Origin of the sequence: Streptomyces sp. NPDC127108 (assembly GCF_042677545.1) — a bacterium.
In the GTDB taxonomy this organism is placed as follows: Bacteria; Actinomycetota; Actinomycetes; order Streptomycetales; family Streptomycetaceae; genus Streptomyces.
Map to the genome: position 1 here is coordinate 62,687 of NZ_JBHXTE010000044.1, position 18,330 is coordinate 81,016.

The following is an 18,330-nucleotide window of genomic DNA, read 5'->3' on the forward strand; positions in this document are numbered from 1 at the left end:
CGAAATGAAGGCCCGAAGGGCAACGCGTATCCGGCCGGACGAGGACCGGACGCTATCTGACCGTTGCCGCCCCATGGGCGGCACCACGAGGGGATAAGTTCATGCGGAAAATCGCGGCCATTGCTGCTGGGATTGCCATCATTGGAACGGTGGGCATTTCGGGTCCGGCGTTTGCCGGAAGCTACGACGGCGATTGCGATGACTCGGAGATGTGCGCCTACGACGGCGAGAACTTCAGCGGAAGGATCTTCGATCGGTCGGGATCCCTGAAGAGCTATGGTGGATACAAGTTCTACCAGGGCGGAGCCATCGAGAACCGCTTCTCCTCCGTCAAGAACACAGCGAACACCTACAAGCTCTGCCTCTACACGAAGGCAAACTACAGGGGGAAGAGCATCTGTGTCGGGTCGGACAAGTCCCGTAAATCTCTTGGCGCCCAGTACAACAACACGGCCTCTTCGAGCAGGTTTATCCACACCGGCTGATCCGATTGATTGATGAGCAAGTCTGCTGCCCCTGCTGTGATCAGCAGGGGCAGCAGCCGGTGCCAGGTATCGCCAGGAGGAGAGAGATGCAAGCCCGAAAAGCCGTCGCATGGGTGGCCTGCGCCGCTGCCGTGCTCACCGGCTGCACCTCAGGAACGTCACACCAGCAGCCGTCCGGTGAGCCTCCGGTCGCACACGTAGCACGCATCCTTGACACCGGTAAGGTCAACTTGCCTCTGGACTCCTATCGATTGACCCTGAGCCAGATGGCCGCACTGCAGGATGAAGAGAACCGGCGCGCACAGTCCTGCATGCATCGCTTCGGATATCGAGTCGACCTCACCCCGCACAATTCCTCCCCCTCACCCACACTGAACCAGGGAATGAACGAGAACGCTTACGGTCTCACCTCGCTTTCGCGGGCCCGGCGTTACGGATATCACCTGACCAAGGCCGAACAAGGCGATGGCAAAACAAAGGATCCGCCGCTCACGAATCGGCAAAAACATGCGCTCAACGGCGGGGCGACGTTCACCGAAGGCGGCCAGAAGCTGCCTGCCGGAGGATGCCGGGCCGAGGCCGAGCGTTCGCTGCGCAAAGGCGCGCCCAGCATAGATGACGAAGACTATGCGGCAGCCGTGGCTCTCGATGTCGGCAGAGAAGTCGAGAAGGACTCCCGCGTGCGCTCTGCCTTTCACTCGTGGTCCACATGCATGAGGCAAAAGGGATTTCACTACTCCAATCCCATGGACCCGGGAGACAGTGACAGATTCCTGCGCACCGCGGAGCCTGGACGGCAAGAGATCCGAACTGCCGTTGCCGATGTCGAGTGCAAGAGGCGGACGAATGTCATCGGAATATGGATCTCTGTTGAGACGGTGTACCAGAAGATAGCGATACGGGTTGGCGGGAAGAAGCTGCATCAAGTCAGGCGATCTTTGCTGGTTGAACTGAGAAATGCTGGTCTTCAACCTGATTTGGGTGCGACTGTCCGGGCCAGGCGCATGTGATGGAAGGTCCTCGCGATGTACCCGGCGGATTGCCGCAAGCCGAAGTCGCGGAGATACTCGCCGAGACCAGAGCCGCCGCGCCCGATCCCACGGAAAGACTTCCATCCTAAAGGCGAGAAATAGCGGATTCTACTTCTTGTTTTTCACTGTCGAGCCTATTCTTGGTCTTAGGGGTTGGACACGAGATAGGAAAGATCGGACCCTCGCTCGGAATGGCGCTATTGAGCCTGAAGTGCTCACTTTGAACTTCAGCATCACGGTACAGACCGTAAGCACTCCGTGCGTGACTGACACATTTATTCACATCGTCACCTTTACCCCCTCGCAGCGCATAGCAAAATGCAGCCATGAGGGCCGATTCCATCGCCCGCCGATACATTTCCGCTTGCTCGTCGGCGCCGACGATATTGGAGATGATATTCCTCCGCACTCCGCCGATATTGTCATGGTAAGCCTTGAGGAAGAAGTCGCCCGCACCTATCAAGTGTCCGGGATCCTTACTCCCCTTAGTGGCGAACTCGAGTTTCTCCGTCGCGGTATCCCAGCTGGATTTGGCAGCCTTCTTCATGTATGGGCATTCACCCTTGGCGATCTGATACAGGGCTTGCGTGCTCTTGTAAAGTTGCTGCAGGTTGTGAAGCAAGGTTGCCATGCATCCCCCCGACGCAGATCAGGTCTGCGTATTGGATACCACCCGGCTGGAACCTCGTCTACGTCACGGCCATTTTCGAAACTTCCGTGGCGCGTGAGCTTCATGAGAAAAGATCGCCCAAAACAAAAGGAACGCACAACATCGGGCGGCGGTCGCTGAGCTCGGCCCCCTCACGGACGAGGCGCGCGCCCAGGTCGATGACGTCACGCAGAACGCCCAGGCTATGGACCCGCTTGCCGCTGAGACCGTCAAGAGGGTCACCGCTGCGCACCGCTCGATTCTGCGGGCCGCGGTCGACGTCTTCCCGTCTGACCCGGCCGTGCCGTTGTGGCCTACCCGGTCCAACCTGGGCGAGAGAACCGAACGTTTCGGTGCTACGCGTGGTGCGGGAGGCTGTTGTGGCGGGAAGATGCTGGCTCTGACCGGTACCGGACAGCGGGAGATTCCTTGGCGGCGATACGACGCGATGTCCTGGAGGCGTCGCAGGTACGGATCTATTCGGCCGCGGGTACGGGTGCGGTTATCGGGGCCGGGTTCCTCGTTGCCGCCGATGTGGTGTGCACCTGTGCTCATGTCGTCGCCAGGGCAGCCGGGGTTCCAGATGACGCCGAGGTGGCTCCGGACAATCTGGTGGATGTTGACTTTCCGCTGCTGAGAGGCCAGCCCCGGTTACAGGCGACCGTGGTGTCCTGGCGGCACGGCGGGGCCGATGTGGCGCTGTTGCGGCTGGACTCGGCGGTCGAGGGAGCGCGGTCAGTGCAGTTGGTCGACGCGACCGGGGTGTGGGGTCACTCGTTCCGGGCGCTCGGCTACCCGGCCGGCGCGGACGCCGGAGTGTGGGCATCGGGCACGCTGCGCGCGGGGCAGGGATCGGGCTGGCTGCAGATGGAGGCGCACGAGCCCGGTCCGCGCATCGTGAACGGCTTCAGCGGTGCACCGGTCTGGGATGACGCGCAAGACGGTGTCGTGGGGATGACGGTCGCCGCACACCGGGGTGAGCGCACTGCGTATCTGTTGCCGTCGGCTGAGCTGATCGATGACAAGACACTCCAGCCACGCTGTCCGTTCCGCGGGCTGATGGCCTTTGAGGAAGAAGACGCGGAGTTCTTTCACGGCCGCGATCGTGACACCGCCCGCGTGCACGAGGCTGTGCGCAAGCGCTCTCTGACCCTGCTGACCGGGCCTTCTGGGTGCGGGAAGTCCTCTCTCATACGTGCTGGTGTGCTGCCTCGGTTACGACGCGAGGGCGTGAGCGTGACAGAGCTGCGCCCCGTGCCCGGGATGCGGGCTGCCACTGTCCTGGCCGGCGCTCTGATCGGCCTGTTGGAGCCAGAACTCGGCGAGATCGACAAACTGACCAAGGTCCGGCAGCTGGCAGGTCTCCTGGAGACGGGCGCCGAGGTGGCCGCGGACCTGCGCGCCGGCGTCCTCGCCGGCGAGGACGGCGCTGAGCACGTCCTGTTCATCGACCAGTTCGAGGAGTACGCGAGTGCGGCACCGGATGCCGCACGTTCCCTCTTCGGGCTGCTCGTCGCCCTGGCGGGCAGGGATGGCACGGGCATGCTGCGGGTGGTCGCCACGGCGCGGGCCGAGTCCCTCGACGTGCTGGTGACGGCCGACACGTCCGATCTCGTCAGCGACGGCGTGCAGCTCCTCGCGCCACTGACCGACGGTTCCCTGGAGCGAGCGGTGACCGCACCGGTGGACGCGGTGCCGGGGCTGTGGTTTGAGCCGGGGCTGCCGGAGCGAATCGTCGCGGACGCGGGCGATGAGCCCGGGCGAATGTCGTTGGTCCAGTTCGCCCTGACCGAGCTGTGGAACGCCCGCGCCCGCTCCCTGCTCACCCACGCCGCCTACGACGCGCTGGGCGGCGTGGCCGGCGCCCTCGTCACCTACGCGGACCAGGCCCTCGCCGAGCTGCCCCCCGCCCAACAGGATTGCGCACGGCGGCTGTTCGTCCAGCTGGCCCGGCCCACCGATGGTGACACCTTCTCCCGCAGGGCGACCCGAGCCGCCGACCTTGCCCCCGAGCTCCTGGCTCTGGCACGGAAGTTATCCGCCCGCAAACTCGTGGTGATCTCCCATGCGCCGGGGGGCGCCGAGCAGGGCGAGATCGTCGACCTGGCTCACGAGGCACTGACCGCGCTCTGGCCACGTCTACGCCAGTGGCTCGTCGACTCCCGCTCGTTCCGCCGCTGGCAGGAACAACTCCGGGCCGACCTGCACCGCTGGCAGGCGCAACACCGCGAGCCCGCCCGCCTGTTGAGCGGCGCCGATTTGGCCGAGGCAGACCGCAGGCGGACCGAACACCCCCAAGACATGACCGTCGATGAGCTGACATACATCCAGCTCAGCCTCCGCCACGCCCGCCGCGGCGCCCGCCTGAGGCAGACCGCCGTCGCGGCGCTGGCCGTACTCACCGTGCTCGCCGTCGTCCTGGCGCTAGCCACCTGGCAGGGCCTGAAACGGACCGAGGAGCAACTGCGGACACAGGCCGCAGGCCTGCTCGCGCAGGCCTCAGAGGACCGCCCGGGCGACGACCCCACTACCGCACTGCAGCTCGCCCTCGCCGCATGGAACACCAAACAGACCGACGAGACCCGTCAGGCCCTGATGCACCAGTATGCGCGTGGGCAGTATCTCGTGGGCAGTCACCCGTCGGTGTGGAAAGGGCGGGTCACCGGCATGGACGCCACCCCGAACGGCCGTGTCCTCGTCGTGCGGTCAAAGCCCGGCGGCGGCAATCGGCCGACACTCACCGTCGTCACGGGGGCGCTCCAGGGCAAGCCCCAGTCAAGACTGTTGAGTGGCGCACCCAAGGCGGAGAAGAAGCTGCTGACGTCCTTGAGCCCGGACGGCCGCTTCTTCGCCGCCACCGGCGGGGACGACGTGCGGCTGTGGCGGTTGACCGATCCACAGCATCCTACCGTCCTGAAGGTCAACAGCCGCACCCGCGAAAAGGCCTATGGGAACCTGGACTTCAGCAGCGACGGCAAACGTCTGCTGCTGGTGACGGACAATGCCTTGGAGTGCCGCGGCGGGTCCGGGCGCTGCACCCCCGCGTTCGCCGAGGCGTGGAAGACGCCCTCCGGCGTCCCCATCCGCGTACCGAACCAGCTCATCCCCAGAGCAAAGCTCAAGCAGGCCGCGTTCACCTCCGACGCGGACACCGTCGCGACCCTCAGCTACATCGACACCTACGACGGTCCCCTGCGCCTCGAGCTCAGAGACTTCACCACCGGTCGACTGCGATACTCCTCCCCCCGCGGAGGCATCGAGAGCTCCGAACTGTTGGCAGGCGGTGAACTCCTGGTCCAATCGGCGAACACCACCACCTCGTACGCCCAGGCACTCGGCACCACTCCCGGCAGCAAGGTCGAACTGCCCACCGACGGAAGTGAAAAGACCGACGCCACGACACGGTACGGCGTCGTCAACACCGCGGACTTCACCGACGACAAGGAAGCCGCCCGCGGCTACGCCGAGCCGACCCTGACCGACCTGCGCACCGGACGCGCCTACCGCACTCGCATCCCCACCTCGGGCAACATCTCCGCCGCGTACAGCGGGGTCGCGGCGGTGCCTCGGGCGGGCGGCGGCCTCACCGTCTTCGTGCCCGTCGGGACGGCATTGATCGCGGTGCGCGCCGAACCGGCAGGCAGCGAACGGTTCGAGGAACAAGGCGAAGGGCACCACGCCGTGTCACCGGACGGACGCCTCGTCGCCCGGTGCGGTGGACGCCTTGAAGTGCTCGACGCCACCCGCACTACGCGCCAGTCGGTCGTGCTGCCGTCCCATCACAAAACAGTGCGCTGTACGTGGACCTCGGACTCGAAGCGGATCGTCGTGTGGCGCGAGCGGGGCAACCTCTACCGGTCGTACTCCGTGCAAGAACTGGGCGACGGCATCGCCCTGGACAACGTCTTGCCGAAGACGAAGAAGCTGGCCGGCATCGACGAATTGCGAGGCAGCCAGGTAGACATGGTCGCCCCGCTGCAGGGCAGCGAAATCGTCGTGCTCACCGTGGAAGGCAGACTGGCACGCATTAACACCGCCGACGGGTCCCTCCCGACCGAGCCCTTCCTCGTTCACCCCGCACCGAACTGGCACGGCCCTGGTATCTCCGAGACCTTCGGGCGCGGCCAGCTCATCGCGCGCCCAGGTCATCCCGGACAGGTCGCTGTGGTCACCAGGAAGGGAACAGAGCAAGGCGAGATACTGCTGTGGGACGTCCGCGCTCCCCGGCGTGTCGCCACCCTCAAAGGGCCTGCCATCGGTTTGCCGTACAACGCCGGCGCCCTGCTCCAGGCACTCGCCTTCGACACCGACGGTTCACGCCTGGCCACGCAGAACTCCGACGGCCGCGTGCGCGTGCGGGACATCGAGCATGATCAGCAACCGGTCGGCAGCGTCCCCCGCTCAAGCCGCGACGCCGTGGTCGGGTTCGGCCCCGGAGGCAGCCTCATCACCTACGACTCCGGCAAGCAGCAGGTCCGGATCCACCACTTGTCGGACGACAACGCCGTCGACACTCTGGCCGTCGCAAGCGAGGACTGGGCGTCAGGCAACTGGATCGGGGGTTACGTACACGGCCCCCGCCTCACGGTGGAAACCGGCGCCCTGCGCCAGATCTTCGACCTTCGCCCCGATGAACAGTTCCGTGCCCTGTGCGCCGGGGCGAGGCGCGGCTACACCCAGGCCGAACGCAAGCTCTTGCCGGAGGGAACCCCATCGGAACCACCTTGCAGATGAGATGATCTTGACTGGGGTGATCACGGCGTCGGAGCCATTCTGGGCATCCCGATCACTGGGCTGCGCCGGCGTACGAGACCCTGAGCGCTGCTCGGCAGGTGTCGGCGTACACGTCGAAGCCAGGCCCGCCGTTCTACGCCTGCGGCGGCGTGGCCGTCGTGGGAAGGCCGAGGACGCGCGCGAGGGCGGCTGTGACAGGGACGCAGTGGCCAGGCAGGTGGCTGGAGGCCCAGTCGGCTGCCAGCGCGAGGAAGTCGGCCAGGTCACGCTCGGCATCGGCGAGCAGGTTGCGGAGCTTGGTGATGGACAGCTCGATCGCCGGGCTGTCGCTCTGGTCGGCGTTGACGGTGAGTCGGACGGTGTCACCGAAGCGCTCCGCGACCGGTGACAAGGGGTCGTGGCCGAATCCGAGCAGGCTGCCACCGTCGAGGAACTGGTGCCAGTCGCGCCAGTCCTCCAGTCCGTCGCAGCAGCCAGGCAGGAAGGTGACGCCTGTGGAGTGGTCGGTGACCCGCAGGCCGCCGGCCGCGAAGAGATGGTCGAAGGTCAGCAGTCCGTGGAGGAACGAGCCGAGTGCGTCGGCGGGACGAGGCGGGCGGTCGCCGTCGGGGGCGACGTCATTGCAGCTGGCGATGCGCATCACCGCCGCCCCGACCTCAGTGGGTGAGAGCTCACCGCCGAGGGGCAGGAAGCCGAACGACTCGGCCTCCGCGACAGGCCAGAGGTCGAAGCCGTCAGGTACGTACATCTCCAGGACGGGCTGCATCACGATCACCCGGCGAAGTGTTCCGCATCCCCCGCTCCTATCGCCTCCGGATTGCACCGAGCACTCTCATCGTCGAGGAGCGGACTTCGCTGCGGAGGCACGCCGAGAGCCCCTCCAGTACCTACTGGCGGAGCCTCAGCTATCACCGCGTGTCACATCCGTGCCACCAAAACCCTCGACGCACCTGGACCAGAACCCCACCTGCGTGAACAGCAGGGATCCGGACCACGTGGACGCCATGAGACGGCTCCGCCGACCTGCTCTCATCCGGGTCGGGCGGGGCTGCCGGAGTCCCCGGGGCCGACGAGGCCCACTTCGTACGCGAAGATGATCGCCTGCGCGCGGTCCCGCAGGGACAGCTTGGCCAGCAGGGCGTTCATGTGCGTCTTGACGGTGGAACGGCCGATGCCGAGGGCCGCCGCGATCTCGGAGTTGTTGAGGCCCCGGGCCACCTCGCGCAGGACGTCGCGCTCGCGCCCGGTGAGGGCGTCGAGACGGCCTTCCGGGCGGGCCCGCGGGCCGACGGTGCCGGTGGCGAAGGCGTCGATCAGGCGGCGGGTGACCTCGGGGGCGAGCAGTGCCTCACCGGCGGCGACCGTGCGGATGGCGTCGACGAGTTCCTGGGGTGCGCAGTCCTTCAGGAGGAATCCGGACGCGCCGCCGCGCAGGGCGGCGAAGACGTACTCGTCGCGGCGGAACGTGGTGAGCACCAGGACCCGTGTGGGCGGCTCCGCCGAGGTCAGCAGGCGGGTCGCCGTCAGGCCGTCCATGCCCGGCATGCGGATGTCCATCAGGACCACGTCGGGACGGCACGCGCGGGCGAGCTCCAGCGCCTCGGCACCGTCCGCCGCCTGCCCGGCCACGGTGAGGTCGGGTTCGGCGTCGATGACGGCCACGAACCCGGCACGGACCACGGCCTGGTCGTCGACCACGACCACACGGACGGTCATGCGTGCGTCCCCTTCGGGGTGAGGGAACTCGACTCGCCCAGGGCGCCCAACTCTCCCCTCGCACCCAACGCGTACCCCTCAGCCAACTTGCCCACCTCGTCTGCCTCATCCATCGCGTCCGCCTCATCCATCGCGTCCAGCAACTCCCGCAGCCCCGCGAGCGCCCCGCGTGCGGCGCCCGTGACCTCGCCCAGAGCCGTCCTCGGGTCCACGGCCCCGGCGACGCCCGCCTCCGCATGACGTACGAGAGCCACGGCGTGCTCCACGACCGCCGCATGCAGGCCCGACGCGACACGCCGCCGCTCCCCCGCCACCGCCTCGCCGACCCGTGCGGCGACCGTGTCGAGCAGCCGCTGCTCCCAAGGGCCGCCCGCGCCCCGCCGGGCCCGGGTCAGGAGGCCGAGCGCCCAGACGGGCAGCAGCCAGGGCACGGCGGCGAGTCCGAGCGCCGCGAGGAGCGCGACCGCGCCAGGGCCTGCCGACTCCGCCGGGTCGCCCGCCACCGCGAGCCCGACCGCGATGCCGCCGACGAGGCCCACTGCCACGGGGGCTGGCCAGGTGACGCGCGCGGGACCGTACGCGCCGACCGCGTGCAGCCCGATCAGCTCCGCCGTCCACGCGAGGGCGAGGGGGCCGAGCCAGTCGATGTCGACGAGTTCCAGGGCGGCCGCGGCCGACCAGCCGAGGCTCACCGTCAGCATGGCCGCGAGCGCCGTGGCGGGCGCGCGCCGACGGAGGAACAGCGGGGCCGCGTGGACGGCCAGCAGGGCTGCAAGGGAGGTGAGTTGTGCAGGTGTGAGGTCGGGCAGGAGCGGGTGGGGCGCAGTTGTGGCGAGGAGCAGCGGCAGCACGGTGCACAGGGCGAAGGCTGCCGCGTCCGTGATGAGGCCTCGGGTCCGCGGTCGGGCGCCGGGGATCGGCAGGGTCGCCTCGACGGCCCAGCCGCCGTCGCCGGTCGGCCCGGCGGTCAGCTCGCCACCCGCGCTCGCGGCCCGCTCCCGCATGCCCGCGAGTCCCCGGCCCGAACCCAGCGGGGCGCCATGGTCCGGCCATGTCCCGCCAGGCGGCGGCCCGTTGGTCACCGTGATCGCCAACTCGGCGGCACCGTGGCGCATGTGCACCACGACGGGCGCCCCGGCCGCGTAGCGCATGGCGTTCGTCAGGGACTCCTGCACGATGCGGTACGCGGCCACGGAGGTGAGGCCGGGCAGGGGGCGGGGGCGGCCCTCGGTGGTGCGGGTGACGGGGAAGCCGAGGCGTGCCAGGCCCGCGCAGAGGTGCGGGACGGACTCGTGGGGCGCGCCGCCGGCCGCCTCATCGCCGACGACCGCGACGAGCCGGCCCAGGGAGGCGAGGACGTCCCGGCCGGACGCGGCGCCCGTAGTCAGTGCGTCGGCGGCGAGTTCGGGGCGGTCGGCGGCGAGGCGGAGGGCCGCGGCGCTCTGGACGGCGACGGCGGTGAGGTGGTGGCCTGCGGCGTCGTGCAGGTCGCGGGCGAGGCGCTCGCGTTCGGCGGTGGCAGCGGCCCGGCGTTCGCGCTCCACTTCGGCCAGGCGGACGAGGGCTTGGGCGCGGCGGGCGGTGCGATGGTGACGCAGCCGCCCGCCGAGCACGATGAGCAGGTGCAGCAGGGCGCCCGCGAGAAGGGCGTCGAGCACCGTGCCCGCTGCTTCGTCTCCGGTGCCGGGCATGGGGATCCCGTGCAGCGGGAGGACGGCGGTGGCCAGCGCGGCGGCGAGGAGGGCGCGGGGGGCGGTGGGGGGCGTGAGGGACGGGGTGGGGGACGTCGGGGACGGGGTGCGGGGTGGAGGTGGGGCGGGGGCGAGGGAATGCGGCGCAGGGCCGGGCGAGGATGAGGCGGAGCTGGGCAGAGGTGACGCAGGGCCGGGCGAGCGTGAGGCTGCGCCGGGCGGAGGTGCGGCACGGCCGAGCGGATGCGACGCAGTGTCGGGCGAACTCGCGGCTACGCCGGACACAGGAGAGGCGCCGCCGGGCAGAGGAGAGGCAGGGCCAGGCAGGGATGACACGGCGCCCAGCCCGGTCGGAGGGACACCGCGCGCATGCGACGCGGGTGGCCCGGTGTCCTGTACGGGCTGCGACACGGGTGGCCCGGCACCCCGCGCGGCCAGCGAGAACAGCGCGATCCACAGCGCACACGGCAACGCGGGCGTCAACGCGGCCTGCGGAAGGAGCGCTTCTGTCGTGCCGTCCACGATCAGCGTCACGCAGAACACCGGCAGCGGCGCCACCCGCCGCCACACCAGTGCGGCGGCGGCCACGGCGATGGCGAGGGCGCCGAGCAGCGGCTGCCAGAGTTCGACGTGAGTGGCGACTGCCCCTGCCTCGGCGGACGTGCCCCCGTCCAGAGCGCCCAAGAGCCCTCCGCCGGACCCTCCGTCGGCGAGCACTCCGGAGAGGACAAGGGCCAGTACATGCCCCGCCATCAGCACGGCCGGGACCGTCGCATCGGCGGCCCCCGGCCGGTCACGTACCGCTCCCCGTAGCACCCTTCGACCCTACCGGCGCCCGTCTCCACCCAAAGGTGGAGGCGAGGTGGACCCCGGGGCCGGGGACGAGTCCCTGCTCGGGCAGGACGCCGACGCGCTCACGGCGCGGTGGGCTTGGAGCATGAGCATCGACCGACGTACAGCCGTCGCCGGAGGTCTCGCCGCGGGGCTCGCCCTGACGGCGACGGCCGCAGCGGCGAGGACGACGGGGCCCGGACGCGACCGGGGCGCCTCCGCGATCACCGTGCGGGGCGAGTCCCCGACCCGCTCCAGCATCCCCACGGCCCGGGACCCGAGGGCGTCGGGCGGTGCGCTCCTCGCCCTCGCCACGGCCGAGCCCCCGCCACCGCCGCGCGGTTGGTACGCCACGTACACCGTGCACGTCCCGACCGCCGGACCGTACCGGATCGAGGCCGTCGCGACGGTCCCGGTGGAGACGCCGCACATCGAGGAGACCGGCTCGTACTTCCGGCTCGCCGTGAACGGCGGGGCGTCGTGGTCGGTGACGCGCTCGCAGCCCTACTGGTACGAGTCCCCGAAGGCGTGGGGCGACCTGTCGCGCCTCACCCTCGGCGACGTGGAACTGCGGCGCGGCGTCAACACCCTCACGTTCACGGTCGACGGGCCCACGGTCCTCGACGACTACAACGGATACCGGTTCCTGCTCGACGAGTTCACGCTCACGCCCGTCCCGGTCGCGCTGCGCTCCGTGCGGCTGCGGGGCCCGGCGAACAACCTCGGCCACTATCGCGGGGACGCCCCCGCAGAGCTGCGCTTCGGCCTGAACGGCGCGGCGCCGCGTGCGTCGACCGTGACGTTCCACGTACTCGACTACTTCTCCCGCCAGGTGGCGTCCGGAACCGTCGCGATCCCACCCGGCGCCGCAACGGCACACGCCACGCTCCCCGCGCTGCCGCCCGGCAACTACCGTGCCGTCGCCGCGCTGACGACGGCCCCCAAGGACACCGTCACCGGCTCCTTCGCACACCTGCCCGCGCGGCGTGCACCGCGCGGGCCTGCCAACCGCTTCGGCGTGAACGTCTTCACGCACGCCCTTGTCCCGCCTCCGCTGCTGCCCGCCCTGGCGACGGCGATGGAGGCGATGGGCGTACGCCACGTGCGCGACGGCAGCGCCTGGCCGGCCGCCCAGCGCGAGCCGGACGGCCCGTTCGACAGCAGCCTGCACGAGGCGGTCGTCGAGGCCTTCCAGAAGCGTGGTCTCAAGGTCCTGGAGGTCGTCTCGCCGCCGCCGGGCTGGGCGTTGACGCCGACGTCCGTGCCCCTGCCCGCCGACCTGCGGCACGCCTACCGCTACGGCGCGCACCTGGCGGGCCGCGGCAAGCGGGTCGTGGCCGACGCGCTCCAGCTGTCCAACGAGCCGGACGTGGACGACACCGCGAGCACGGGCGACCAGCACGCCGCGTACGTGAAGGCGGCGGCACTGGGCATGAGGGATCAGCCGGACGCGCCGCCGGTGGTCCTGCCGGGCATCGCGGGCGAGGGTGTCTTCCAGGAGTTGATGCTGCACAACGACGTGGTGCGGTACGCGGACGTGTGGAGCTTCCACGGCTATCCGCCGCTGGACGACACCGACCCGGACTTCCCCTCGTCGGCGGAGGACCAGACGGAACTGCGGGAGCGGTTCGGGGCGACGACGCCGCAGTGGATGACGGAGTCCGGCGCGTTCCTGCCGGCCGAGCCGGGCACGGACCTGGCGTACGCGACGCAGCGCACCCAGGCCCGCTATCTCGTCCTTTCGACGGTGGAGAGCCTGGCGGCGGGCACGGAGCGGCAGTTCTGGTTCTGCGGGCCGCCGTGCACCGACGAGGGCGTGTCGTTCGCGCTGCTCAGCCGTGACTTCCAGCCGCTGCCCGCGTTCAGCGCGTACGCGGCCCTGACCGGGCTCCTCGGCGAGGCCAACTATGCCGGTCTGCTGCAGGAGTTGCTGCCGCACGCGGTCGGGTTCGTGTTCGGGGACGGGGCCGGGCGCACGGTGACCGTGGTGTGCGCGCCGAAGCCGCGGGACGTGGAGGTGCCGGTGCCGGACGGCGCGACGCGCGTGTACGACATCATGGGCGCCGCGCGAGGCACCCCGGCCCGGTCGGCTCGTGGCACGGTCCGCGTGGCCGCGTCCCGCGACCCCCTCTACCTGGTGACCGACGCGCCGTCTCCCCGCCGCCCGAGGCCCCCGGCGGGCGACGACAGCGCCCGGGCCCGGCCGCTGTCCGCGGCGGAGCACATCGTCCTCAGCCAGCGGTACGCGGCCGCGAACGCCGCGCCCGCCAAGGAGGACGGGGACGCGGAGCCGCCGCTGGGCTACCGTCTCGGCACGACCACCCGCATGACGGTTGACGTCTACAACTTCAACGCCTCCGCGCAGACCGTGACGGTGTCCGGACGGACCTTCGGGGGCTGGTCGGTGACGCCGCGTCAGGTGCGGGTGCGGGTGCCCGCCGGGGGCCGGGTCGGCGCGGAGTTCACGGTGACGGCGGGGCCGAAGGTGCGCCCCGGGGTCGATCTGCCCCTCGTCTTCGAAGCGGACCTGAGCGGTTCTGAGGCGGACCTCGACGTGTCCGAGGCGGACCCCGGCGGTTTCAAGGCGGACCCCGGCGGTGCTGCCGTGCCGCCGTCCGTCGCCCGCGTCCAGCGCCGCCGGGACCGGCCGCACCAGCGGCCGGGCCGACAGCCCGCCCTCACCCCGGTGATCGACAAGGTCACGCCGAAGGACGGCGCCGAGGCCAGTGGCCCGTCCGTGCGGCTCACGGCGCGGATCGCGGACGCGGTGTCGGGCGTCGACGCGGACCGGATCAGCGTGGAGGTGGACGGGGAGCGGATCGTGCACCGCTTCGACCCGGCCACCGGACGACTGGCGGCGACGGTGCGGCTGCGGGCGGGGCGGCACACGTTCCTGATCCGGGCGTTCAACAACGCGCATGCTCCGATGGCGCGGTCGGTGACGGTGCGAGTACGGGAGTGAGGCTCGACCTCGGTGCGTGCCAGGCATTCATCCATATGAATGCCTGGCACGGGCGAGGTGGAGGGGGCCGCGGAAGCAAACCCTTTTCTCCTCTATGGGCGATATAGGCATTCAACTACATGACCGCGACAGGCGCGCGCACGCGTACGGACTCGGAGTCGTACGCAATCCGTTGACAGGTACACATCCGAGCTTTAGCGTGCTCCCCCACCTGACAGGAAAGTTTCCTAATGGTGTAGGTGCGACGCCAACTCCCTCTGGGCGACCACCTCTTCCCCCTCCCCCCTCCCCGCTCTCCGCCCCCGCACCCTCCGCTCCCCCTCGCTCTCCTGGAGGACACCGTGAGACGCATCAGCCCCCGGTCGTCCAGGGCGTTCGGCGCCCTGGTGGCCGCGGCCACCACCGCCGCGCTCTGCGTGGCCCTGCCCGCCGCACACTCCGCTCCCCTCCCCCGCGCCGCGACGTACGAGGCCGAGACCGCCGAGGTCGTCAAGGGCAAGGTGGAGTCCAACCACTCCGGCCACACCGGCAGCGGCTTCGTGAACTTCGACGTGGTGTCCGACGCGTACGTCGAGTTCACCGTCGAGGCGGAGCGGCCCGGCGCCACCAAGCTCGACTTCCGCTACGCCAACGGCACGTCCACCGACCGACCGCTCGACGTCACGGTCAACGGCGCCCAGGCCGCCGACAACCTCGCCTTCCCCGGCACCGGCGCCTGGACCCCCTGGAAGTCCGCGAGCGTCACCACGACGCTGGCCTCGGGTCCGAACAAGATCCGCGCCGCCACCTCGGGCGTGGACGGCCCCAACCTCGACAGCCTGACCGTCACCCCGCAGGGCCCGGCGGACACCGAGAAGCCGTCGGCCCCCAAGGACCTGCGCAAGGACAAGGAGCCGACCACCACCTCCGTGTCCCTCGCCTGGGGCGCGGCCAGCGACAACGTGAAGGTCACCGGCTACGACGTGTACCAGCACGGCCAGCTCATGAAGCAGGTCGACGGCGACACCCTCGCCACCACGGTGACGGGCCTGACGCCCGAGACCAGTTACGACTGGACCGTCTTCGCGCGCGACGCCGCCTCGAACGTCTCCGACGCCAGCAACGCGGTCACCGTCGCGACGCTGCCCGCACCGCCGGACGACGAGCCGCCGAGCGTCCCCGCGGACCTGCGCACGACGGGCAAGACGGCGACGAGCGTCGATCTGGCGTGGACGCCGTCCACCGACAATGTGAAGGTCACGAGGTACGAGATCCACCGTGACGGCGCCGCCGCGGGCACCTCGGAGACGGCGTCCACGACCGTCGCAGGGCTGACGGCCGGCACGGCGTACAAGTTCAAGGTGCGGGCCGTCGATGCCAAGGGCAACAAGTCGGCGTTCGGCCCCGAGATCAGCGTCACCACCGCGGGCTCCCAGCCCGGCGGCACCCCCGACCCGGGCACCGTGAAGACCCTCGCCAGCGGCGTGGACGTCGCCTGGGGCGTGGCGTTCCTGCCGGACGGCTCCGGGATCTTCACCGAGCGGAACACCTTCAACGTGCACCGGCTCACCAAGTCCGGGCAGAAGACGCTGCTCGGCAAGGTGCCCAACTCCCAGACCACGGGCGGCGAGGGCGGCCTGATGGGCGTGGAGGTCTCCCCGAACTTCGCCACCGACCACTACGTGTACTTCCTGCACACCTCGTCCGACGGCAACCGCATCGCCCGGATGACACTGGAGAACAACACGCTCAGCGGCTACAAGGTGCTGCTCGACGGCATGGCCAAGAGCCGCTTCCACAACGGCGGACGGCTGCGGTTCGGCCCCGACGGCAAGCTGTACGCGGGGATGGGCGACGCCCAGAACGACTCCCGGGCGCAGGACAAGAACTCCCTCAACGGCAAGATCCTGCGCATCAACCAGGACGGCTCGATCCCGTCCGACAACCCCTTCGGCAACGCCGTGTGGTCCATCGGCCACCGCAATCCCCAGGGCCTCGACTTCGACTCCAAGGGCCGTCTGTGGCAGGCCGAATTCGGCGACGGCATCATGGACGAGGTCAATCTGGTCCAGAAGGGCGGCAACTACGGCTGGCCGCACTGCGAGGGCACCAGCGGCAGTTGCTCCGGCTACGTCGCGCCGAAGAAGACCTGGCCGACGTCGGCCGCCTCGCCCAGCGGACTCACGATCGTCAACGACCACGTCTTCGTGGCCACGACCAGGGGCGAGCGGGTCTACCGGCTGCGCATCGACGCCGGCTCCAACCTGGTCGAGCAGAAGACGTACTTCCAGGGGACGTACGACCGGCTGCGCACCGTCGAGGTCGACCCCGACGGCGACATCTGGCTGACCACGTCCACGGACAAGGACGGCACGGCGGGCAACGACCGGATCCTGCTCATCGACGTCGTCTACTCCGGCGGCCCCGATCCACAGCCCGGCGACTTCAAGCTGTCCAGCGGCGCCTTCGCCGACAACGCCACCATCCCCGACAAGTACACCTGCGCCGGGGACGGCGCCGCGGGCCAGGACGTCTCGCCCCCGCTGGCCTGGAGCGCGGGCGCCACCGGGGCGAAGGCCTACGCCGTGGTCTTCGCCGATGTCGCAGGCAACGGCAACAAGCTCCACTGGGCCCTGTGGGACGTCCCCGCCGCCCGTTCCGGGCTCCCCGAGAAACTGGGCCCGGGCTTCGACGTCCCCGGCCTGGACGGCGCGAAGCAGAAGGCCATGGGCAGTGGCGCCAACTCCCGCCAGTACTTCGGCCCGTGCCCCGGCGGCTCCTCGCACCCGTACACGTTCACGCTCCACGCGCTGAACACCGCGAAGGTGCCGGGACTCACCTCCGCCTCCTCGATGTCCCAGATCGAGACGGCCATCAAGAACGCGAGCACGGCGTCCGTGAAACTGCGGGGAAAGTCGGCCGCGGGAACGTGATGCAGCGCGGTACGTGATCAGAGCGGCGGGAGCGGGCCGACGAGGTCCGCCCCCGCCGTGCCCGCGCCCGTCACCTCACCCCCCGACCCCTCACCACGCACCGCCCTCGAAGGAAGACACCACCCGCAGACCGGGCCCGTCCTCACAAAACCGAACATGACAGCGCACCTCGACCTCACCCCACCGCCTCTCCGCCCGCTCCCGCAGCCAGCTCAACAGCCCGCCCATCAGCCCGAGTTCGTCACTGTGCACGACCTGCCGCGACGACAGCGCCCACCCACCACCCTCACGCCGCGCCAACTCGGCATAAGCAACGCCACCAACCCTCCGGTCGACGGGCCCACGCTGCGCGAGCAAGGGATACGCGTCCACCTCCCACTGATCCCCGGGCAACGGGTCACCGTGCTCCTCCCCCACGGGATGGACCGGCCAGTGATCCACCACGATGACGAGCGCTCCCGGACGCGCCCCGAGCCCCAGATGCCAACGCAACTCGGCCATCTCGGCCTCCGACAACTCGGCCGGGAGTTCCGCGGTGATGAGGACTTCGTGAATGTCTGCCACGCCGCAGCATGGCATGCCCAGTCGGCAAGATCCCCACCGGTGGCGACCAGTTCATCAAACCCCTCGGCCGACCGGCCGACGCACGGAGGGGCCGCCCGGCTTCCGCCAGACGGCCCGGCCAGCCGTGCACCCCGTGCTGGTCAGTACGGCGGCCCTCACCGAGACCGATGCGGGCCGCCTTCCAGGCCATTCCTCTACTTGCGGTACTGCGTGTACATCTTTGTCGCCCCTACGCCCTTCGGGCACTCAGCCCTGTTGTACTCAGCACCCCAGTACACGGGGGCGTTGTACTCCCGGCCGTTGGCACAGTAGACCTTGATCCGGACGTCGGCTCCAGAGCATGTGGCATGCGCCCGACCCCGGTCGGTGTAGTCGATCCACTCGGACCCGGACGTCGGGCACTCCTTGTAGATGTCCGAAGCCGCGGCCGAAGCCGACGGACTCGTGATGGCCAGCCCTCCCGTCAGGGCCAGAAGACCGGTGACAAGTGTGACCGCACCACGGTTGTTCCTGATCTTGCTGAGCATGCTGAGACCTCTCTCGAGTCAGCTGTCGCAGAGCGGCAGCTGGGGAATGGGTCGCTCTTTCTCCACGTTTGTCGGCTTCCAGAAATCGACGGGTACGGCCCCGGATGAGCGCTGCGGTGGCTCGCCGTCGGTTTCGAATAGGGACAGTGGCAGTGCCGTCCTGTGGTGAAGCTGAGGGACTCTGAGGATCGTTCAGGAAACCCGCCCCGGCCTCGGGTCCACGGAGGT

At 69.7% G+C, this 18,330-nt stretch carries 12 protein-coding genes; 6 read left to right on the top strand and 6 right to left on the bottom strand.

Annotation, left to right across the window (positions count from 1 at the left end):
- Nucleotides 1-101: 101 nt before the first annotated feature.
- Nucleotides 102-485 (top strand): peptidase inhibitor family I36 protein, encoded by a 384-nt coding sequence (locus ACFVHO_RS31270; RefSeq protein WP_385721939.1) that lies wholly within the window; start codon nt 102-104, stop codon nt 483-485.
- A 266-nt stretch (nt 486-751) separates the two neighbouring features.
- Nucleotides 752-1,495, top strand: a complete 744-nt coding sequence (locus ACFVHO_RS31275; RefSeq protein ID WP_385721942.1) for a hypothetical protein — start codon at nt 752-754, stop codon at nt 1,493-1,495.
- Nucleotides 1,496-1,601: 106 nt separating this feature from the next.
- Here the strand turns inward: ACFVHO_RS31275 and ACFVHO_RS31280 are convergent, their stop codons facing one another.
- On the bottom strand, nt 1,602-2,147 hold the full coding sequence (locus tag ACFVHO_RS31280) for a hypothetical protein (RefSeq protein ID WP_385721945.1): 546 nt from the start codon (nt 2,145-2,147) through the stop codon (nt 1,602-1,604).
- Nucleotides 2,148-2,594: 447 nt separating this feature from the next.
- Here ACFVHO_RS31280 and ACFVHO_RS31285 point away from each other — a divergent pair, with 447 nt between their 5' ends.
- On the top strand, nt 2,595-6,899 hold the full coding sequence (locus ACFVHO_RS31285; RefSeq protein ID WP_385721948.1) for a trypsin-like peptidase domain-containing protein: 4,305 nt from the start codon (nt 2,595-2,597) through the stop codon (nt 6,897-6,899).
- A gap of 133 nt (nt 6,900-7,032) precedes the next feature.
- On the opposite strand, the gene ACFVHO_RS31290 is transcribed toward ACFVHO_RS31285, so the two are convergent.
- The 3 genes from ACFVHO_RS31290 to ACFVHO_RS31300 form a co-directional block, all read right to left on the bottom strand.
- The gene (locus ACFVHO_RS31290; protein ID WP_385722009.1) at nt 7,033-7,665 is read right to left on the bottom strand and encodes a hypothetical protein; all 633 of its coding nucleotides are present in this window, start codon (nt 7,663-7,665) and stop codon (nt 7,033-7,035) included.
- A 263-nt stretch (nt 7,666-7,928) separates the two neighbouring features.
- Nucleotides 7,929-8,615, bottom strand: a complete 687-nt coding sequence (locus ACFVHO_RS31295; RefSeq protein ID WP_385721951.1) for a response regulator — start codon at nt 8,613-8,615, stop codon at nt 7,929-7,931.
- Nucleotides 8,612-10,306: a sensor histidine kinase gene (locus tag ACFVHO_RS31300; protein WP_385721954.1), complete on the bottom strand. Its 1,695-nt coding sequence runs from the start codon at nt 10,304-10,306 to the stop codon at nt 8,612-8,614. Before ACFVHO_RS31300 ends, ACFVHO_RS31295 begins: the two co-directional genes overlap by 4 nt.
- 511 nt (nt 10,307-10,817) lie before the next feature.
- On the opposite strand from ACFVHO_RS31300, the gene ACFVHO_RS31305 reads away from it, so the two are divergent.
- The 3 genes from ACFVHO_RS31305 to ACFVHO_RS31315 all read left to right on the top strand — a co-directional run bounded on the left by ACFVHO_RS31305 (nt 10,818) and on the right by ACFVHO_RS31315 (nt 17,011).
- Nucleotides 10,818-10,940: a hypothetical protein gene (locus ACFVHO_RS31305; protein WP_385721958.1), complete on the top strand. Its 123-nt coding sequence runs from the start codon at nt 10,818-10,820 to the stop codon at nt 10,938-10,940.
- Nucleotides 10,941-11,168: 228 nt separating this feature from the next.
- On the top strand, nt 11,169-14,099 hold the full coding sequence (locus tag ACFVHO_RS31310) for a hypothetical protein (protein WP_385721960.1): 2,931 nt from the start codon (nt 11,169-11,171) through the stop codon (nt 14,097-14,099).
- A gap of 341 nt (nt 14,100-14,440) precedes the next feature.
- Nucleotides 14,441-17,011, top strand: coding sequence for a PQQ-dependent sugar dehydrogenase (locus tag ACFVHO_RS31315; protein ID WP_385721963.1), 2,571 nt, complete (start codon nt 14,441-14,443; stop codon nt 17,009-17,011).
- A gap of 90 nt (nt 17,012-17,101) precedes the next feature.
- Here the strand turns inward: ACFVHO_RS31315 and ACFVHO_RS31320 are convergent, their stop codons facing one another.
- On the bottom strand, nt 17,102-17,575 hold the full coding sequence (locus ACFVHO_RS31320) for a hypothetical protein (protein ID WP_385721966.1): 474 nt from the start codon (nt 17,573-17,575) through the stop codon (nt 17,102-17,104).
- A 194-nt stretch (nt 17,576-17,769) separates the two neighbouring features.
- Nucleotides 17,770-18,102 (bottom strand): hypothetical protein, encoded by a 333-nt coding sequence (locus tag ACFVHO_RS31325; RefSeq protein WP_385721969.1) that lies wholly within the window; start codon nt 18,100-18,102, stop codon nt 17,770-17,772.
- Nucleotides 18,103-18,330: the final 228 nt, after the last annotated feature.

Bases quoted from the DNA above. Each gene is read 5' to 3' on its own strand.
- ACFVHO_RS31325 (WP_385721969.1), bottom strand. From the start codon at position 18,102: ATGCTCAGCAAGATCAGGAACAACCGTGGTGCGGTCACACTTGTCACC.
- ACFVHO_RS31300 (WP_385721954.1), bottom strand. From the start codon at position 10,306: ATGCCCGGCACCGGAGACGAAGCAGCGGGCACGGTGCTCGACGCCCTT.
- ACFVHO_RS31280 (WP_385721945.1), bottom strand. From the start codon at position 2,147: ATGGCAACCTTGCTTCACAACCTGCAGCAACTTTACAAGAGCACGCAA.
- ACFVHO_RS31270 (WP_385721939.1), top strand. From the start codon at position 102: ATGCGGAAAATCGCGGCCATTGCTGCTGGGATTGCCATCATTGGAACG.
- ACFVHO_RS31275 (WP_385721942.1), top strand. From the start codon at position 752: ATGGCCGCACTGCAGGATGAAGAGAACCGGCGCGCACAGTCCTGCATG.
- ACFVHO_RS31290 (WP_385722009.1), bottom strand. From the start codon at position 7,665: ATGCAGCCCGTCCTGGAGATGTACGTACCTGACGGCTTCGACCTCTGG.
- ACFVHO_RS31295 (WP_385721951.1), bottom strand. From the start codon at position 8,615: ATGACCGTCCGTGTGGTCGTGGTCGACGACCAGGCCGTGGTCCGTGCC.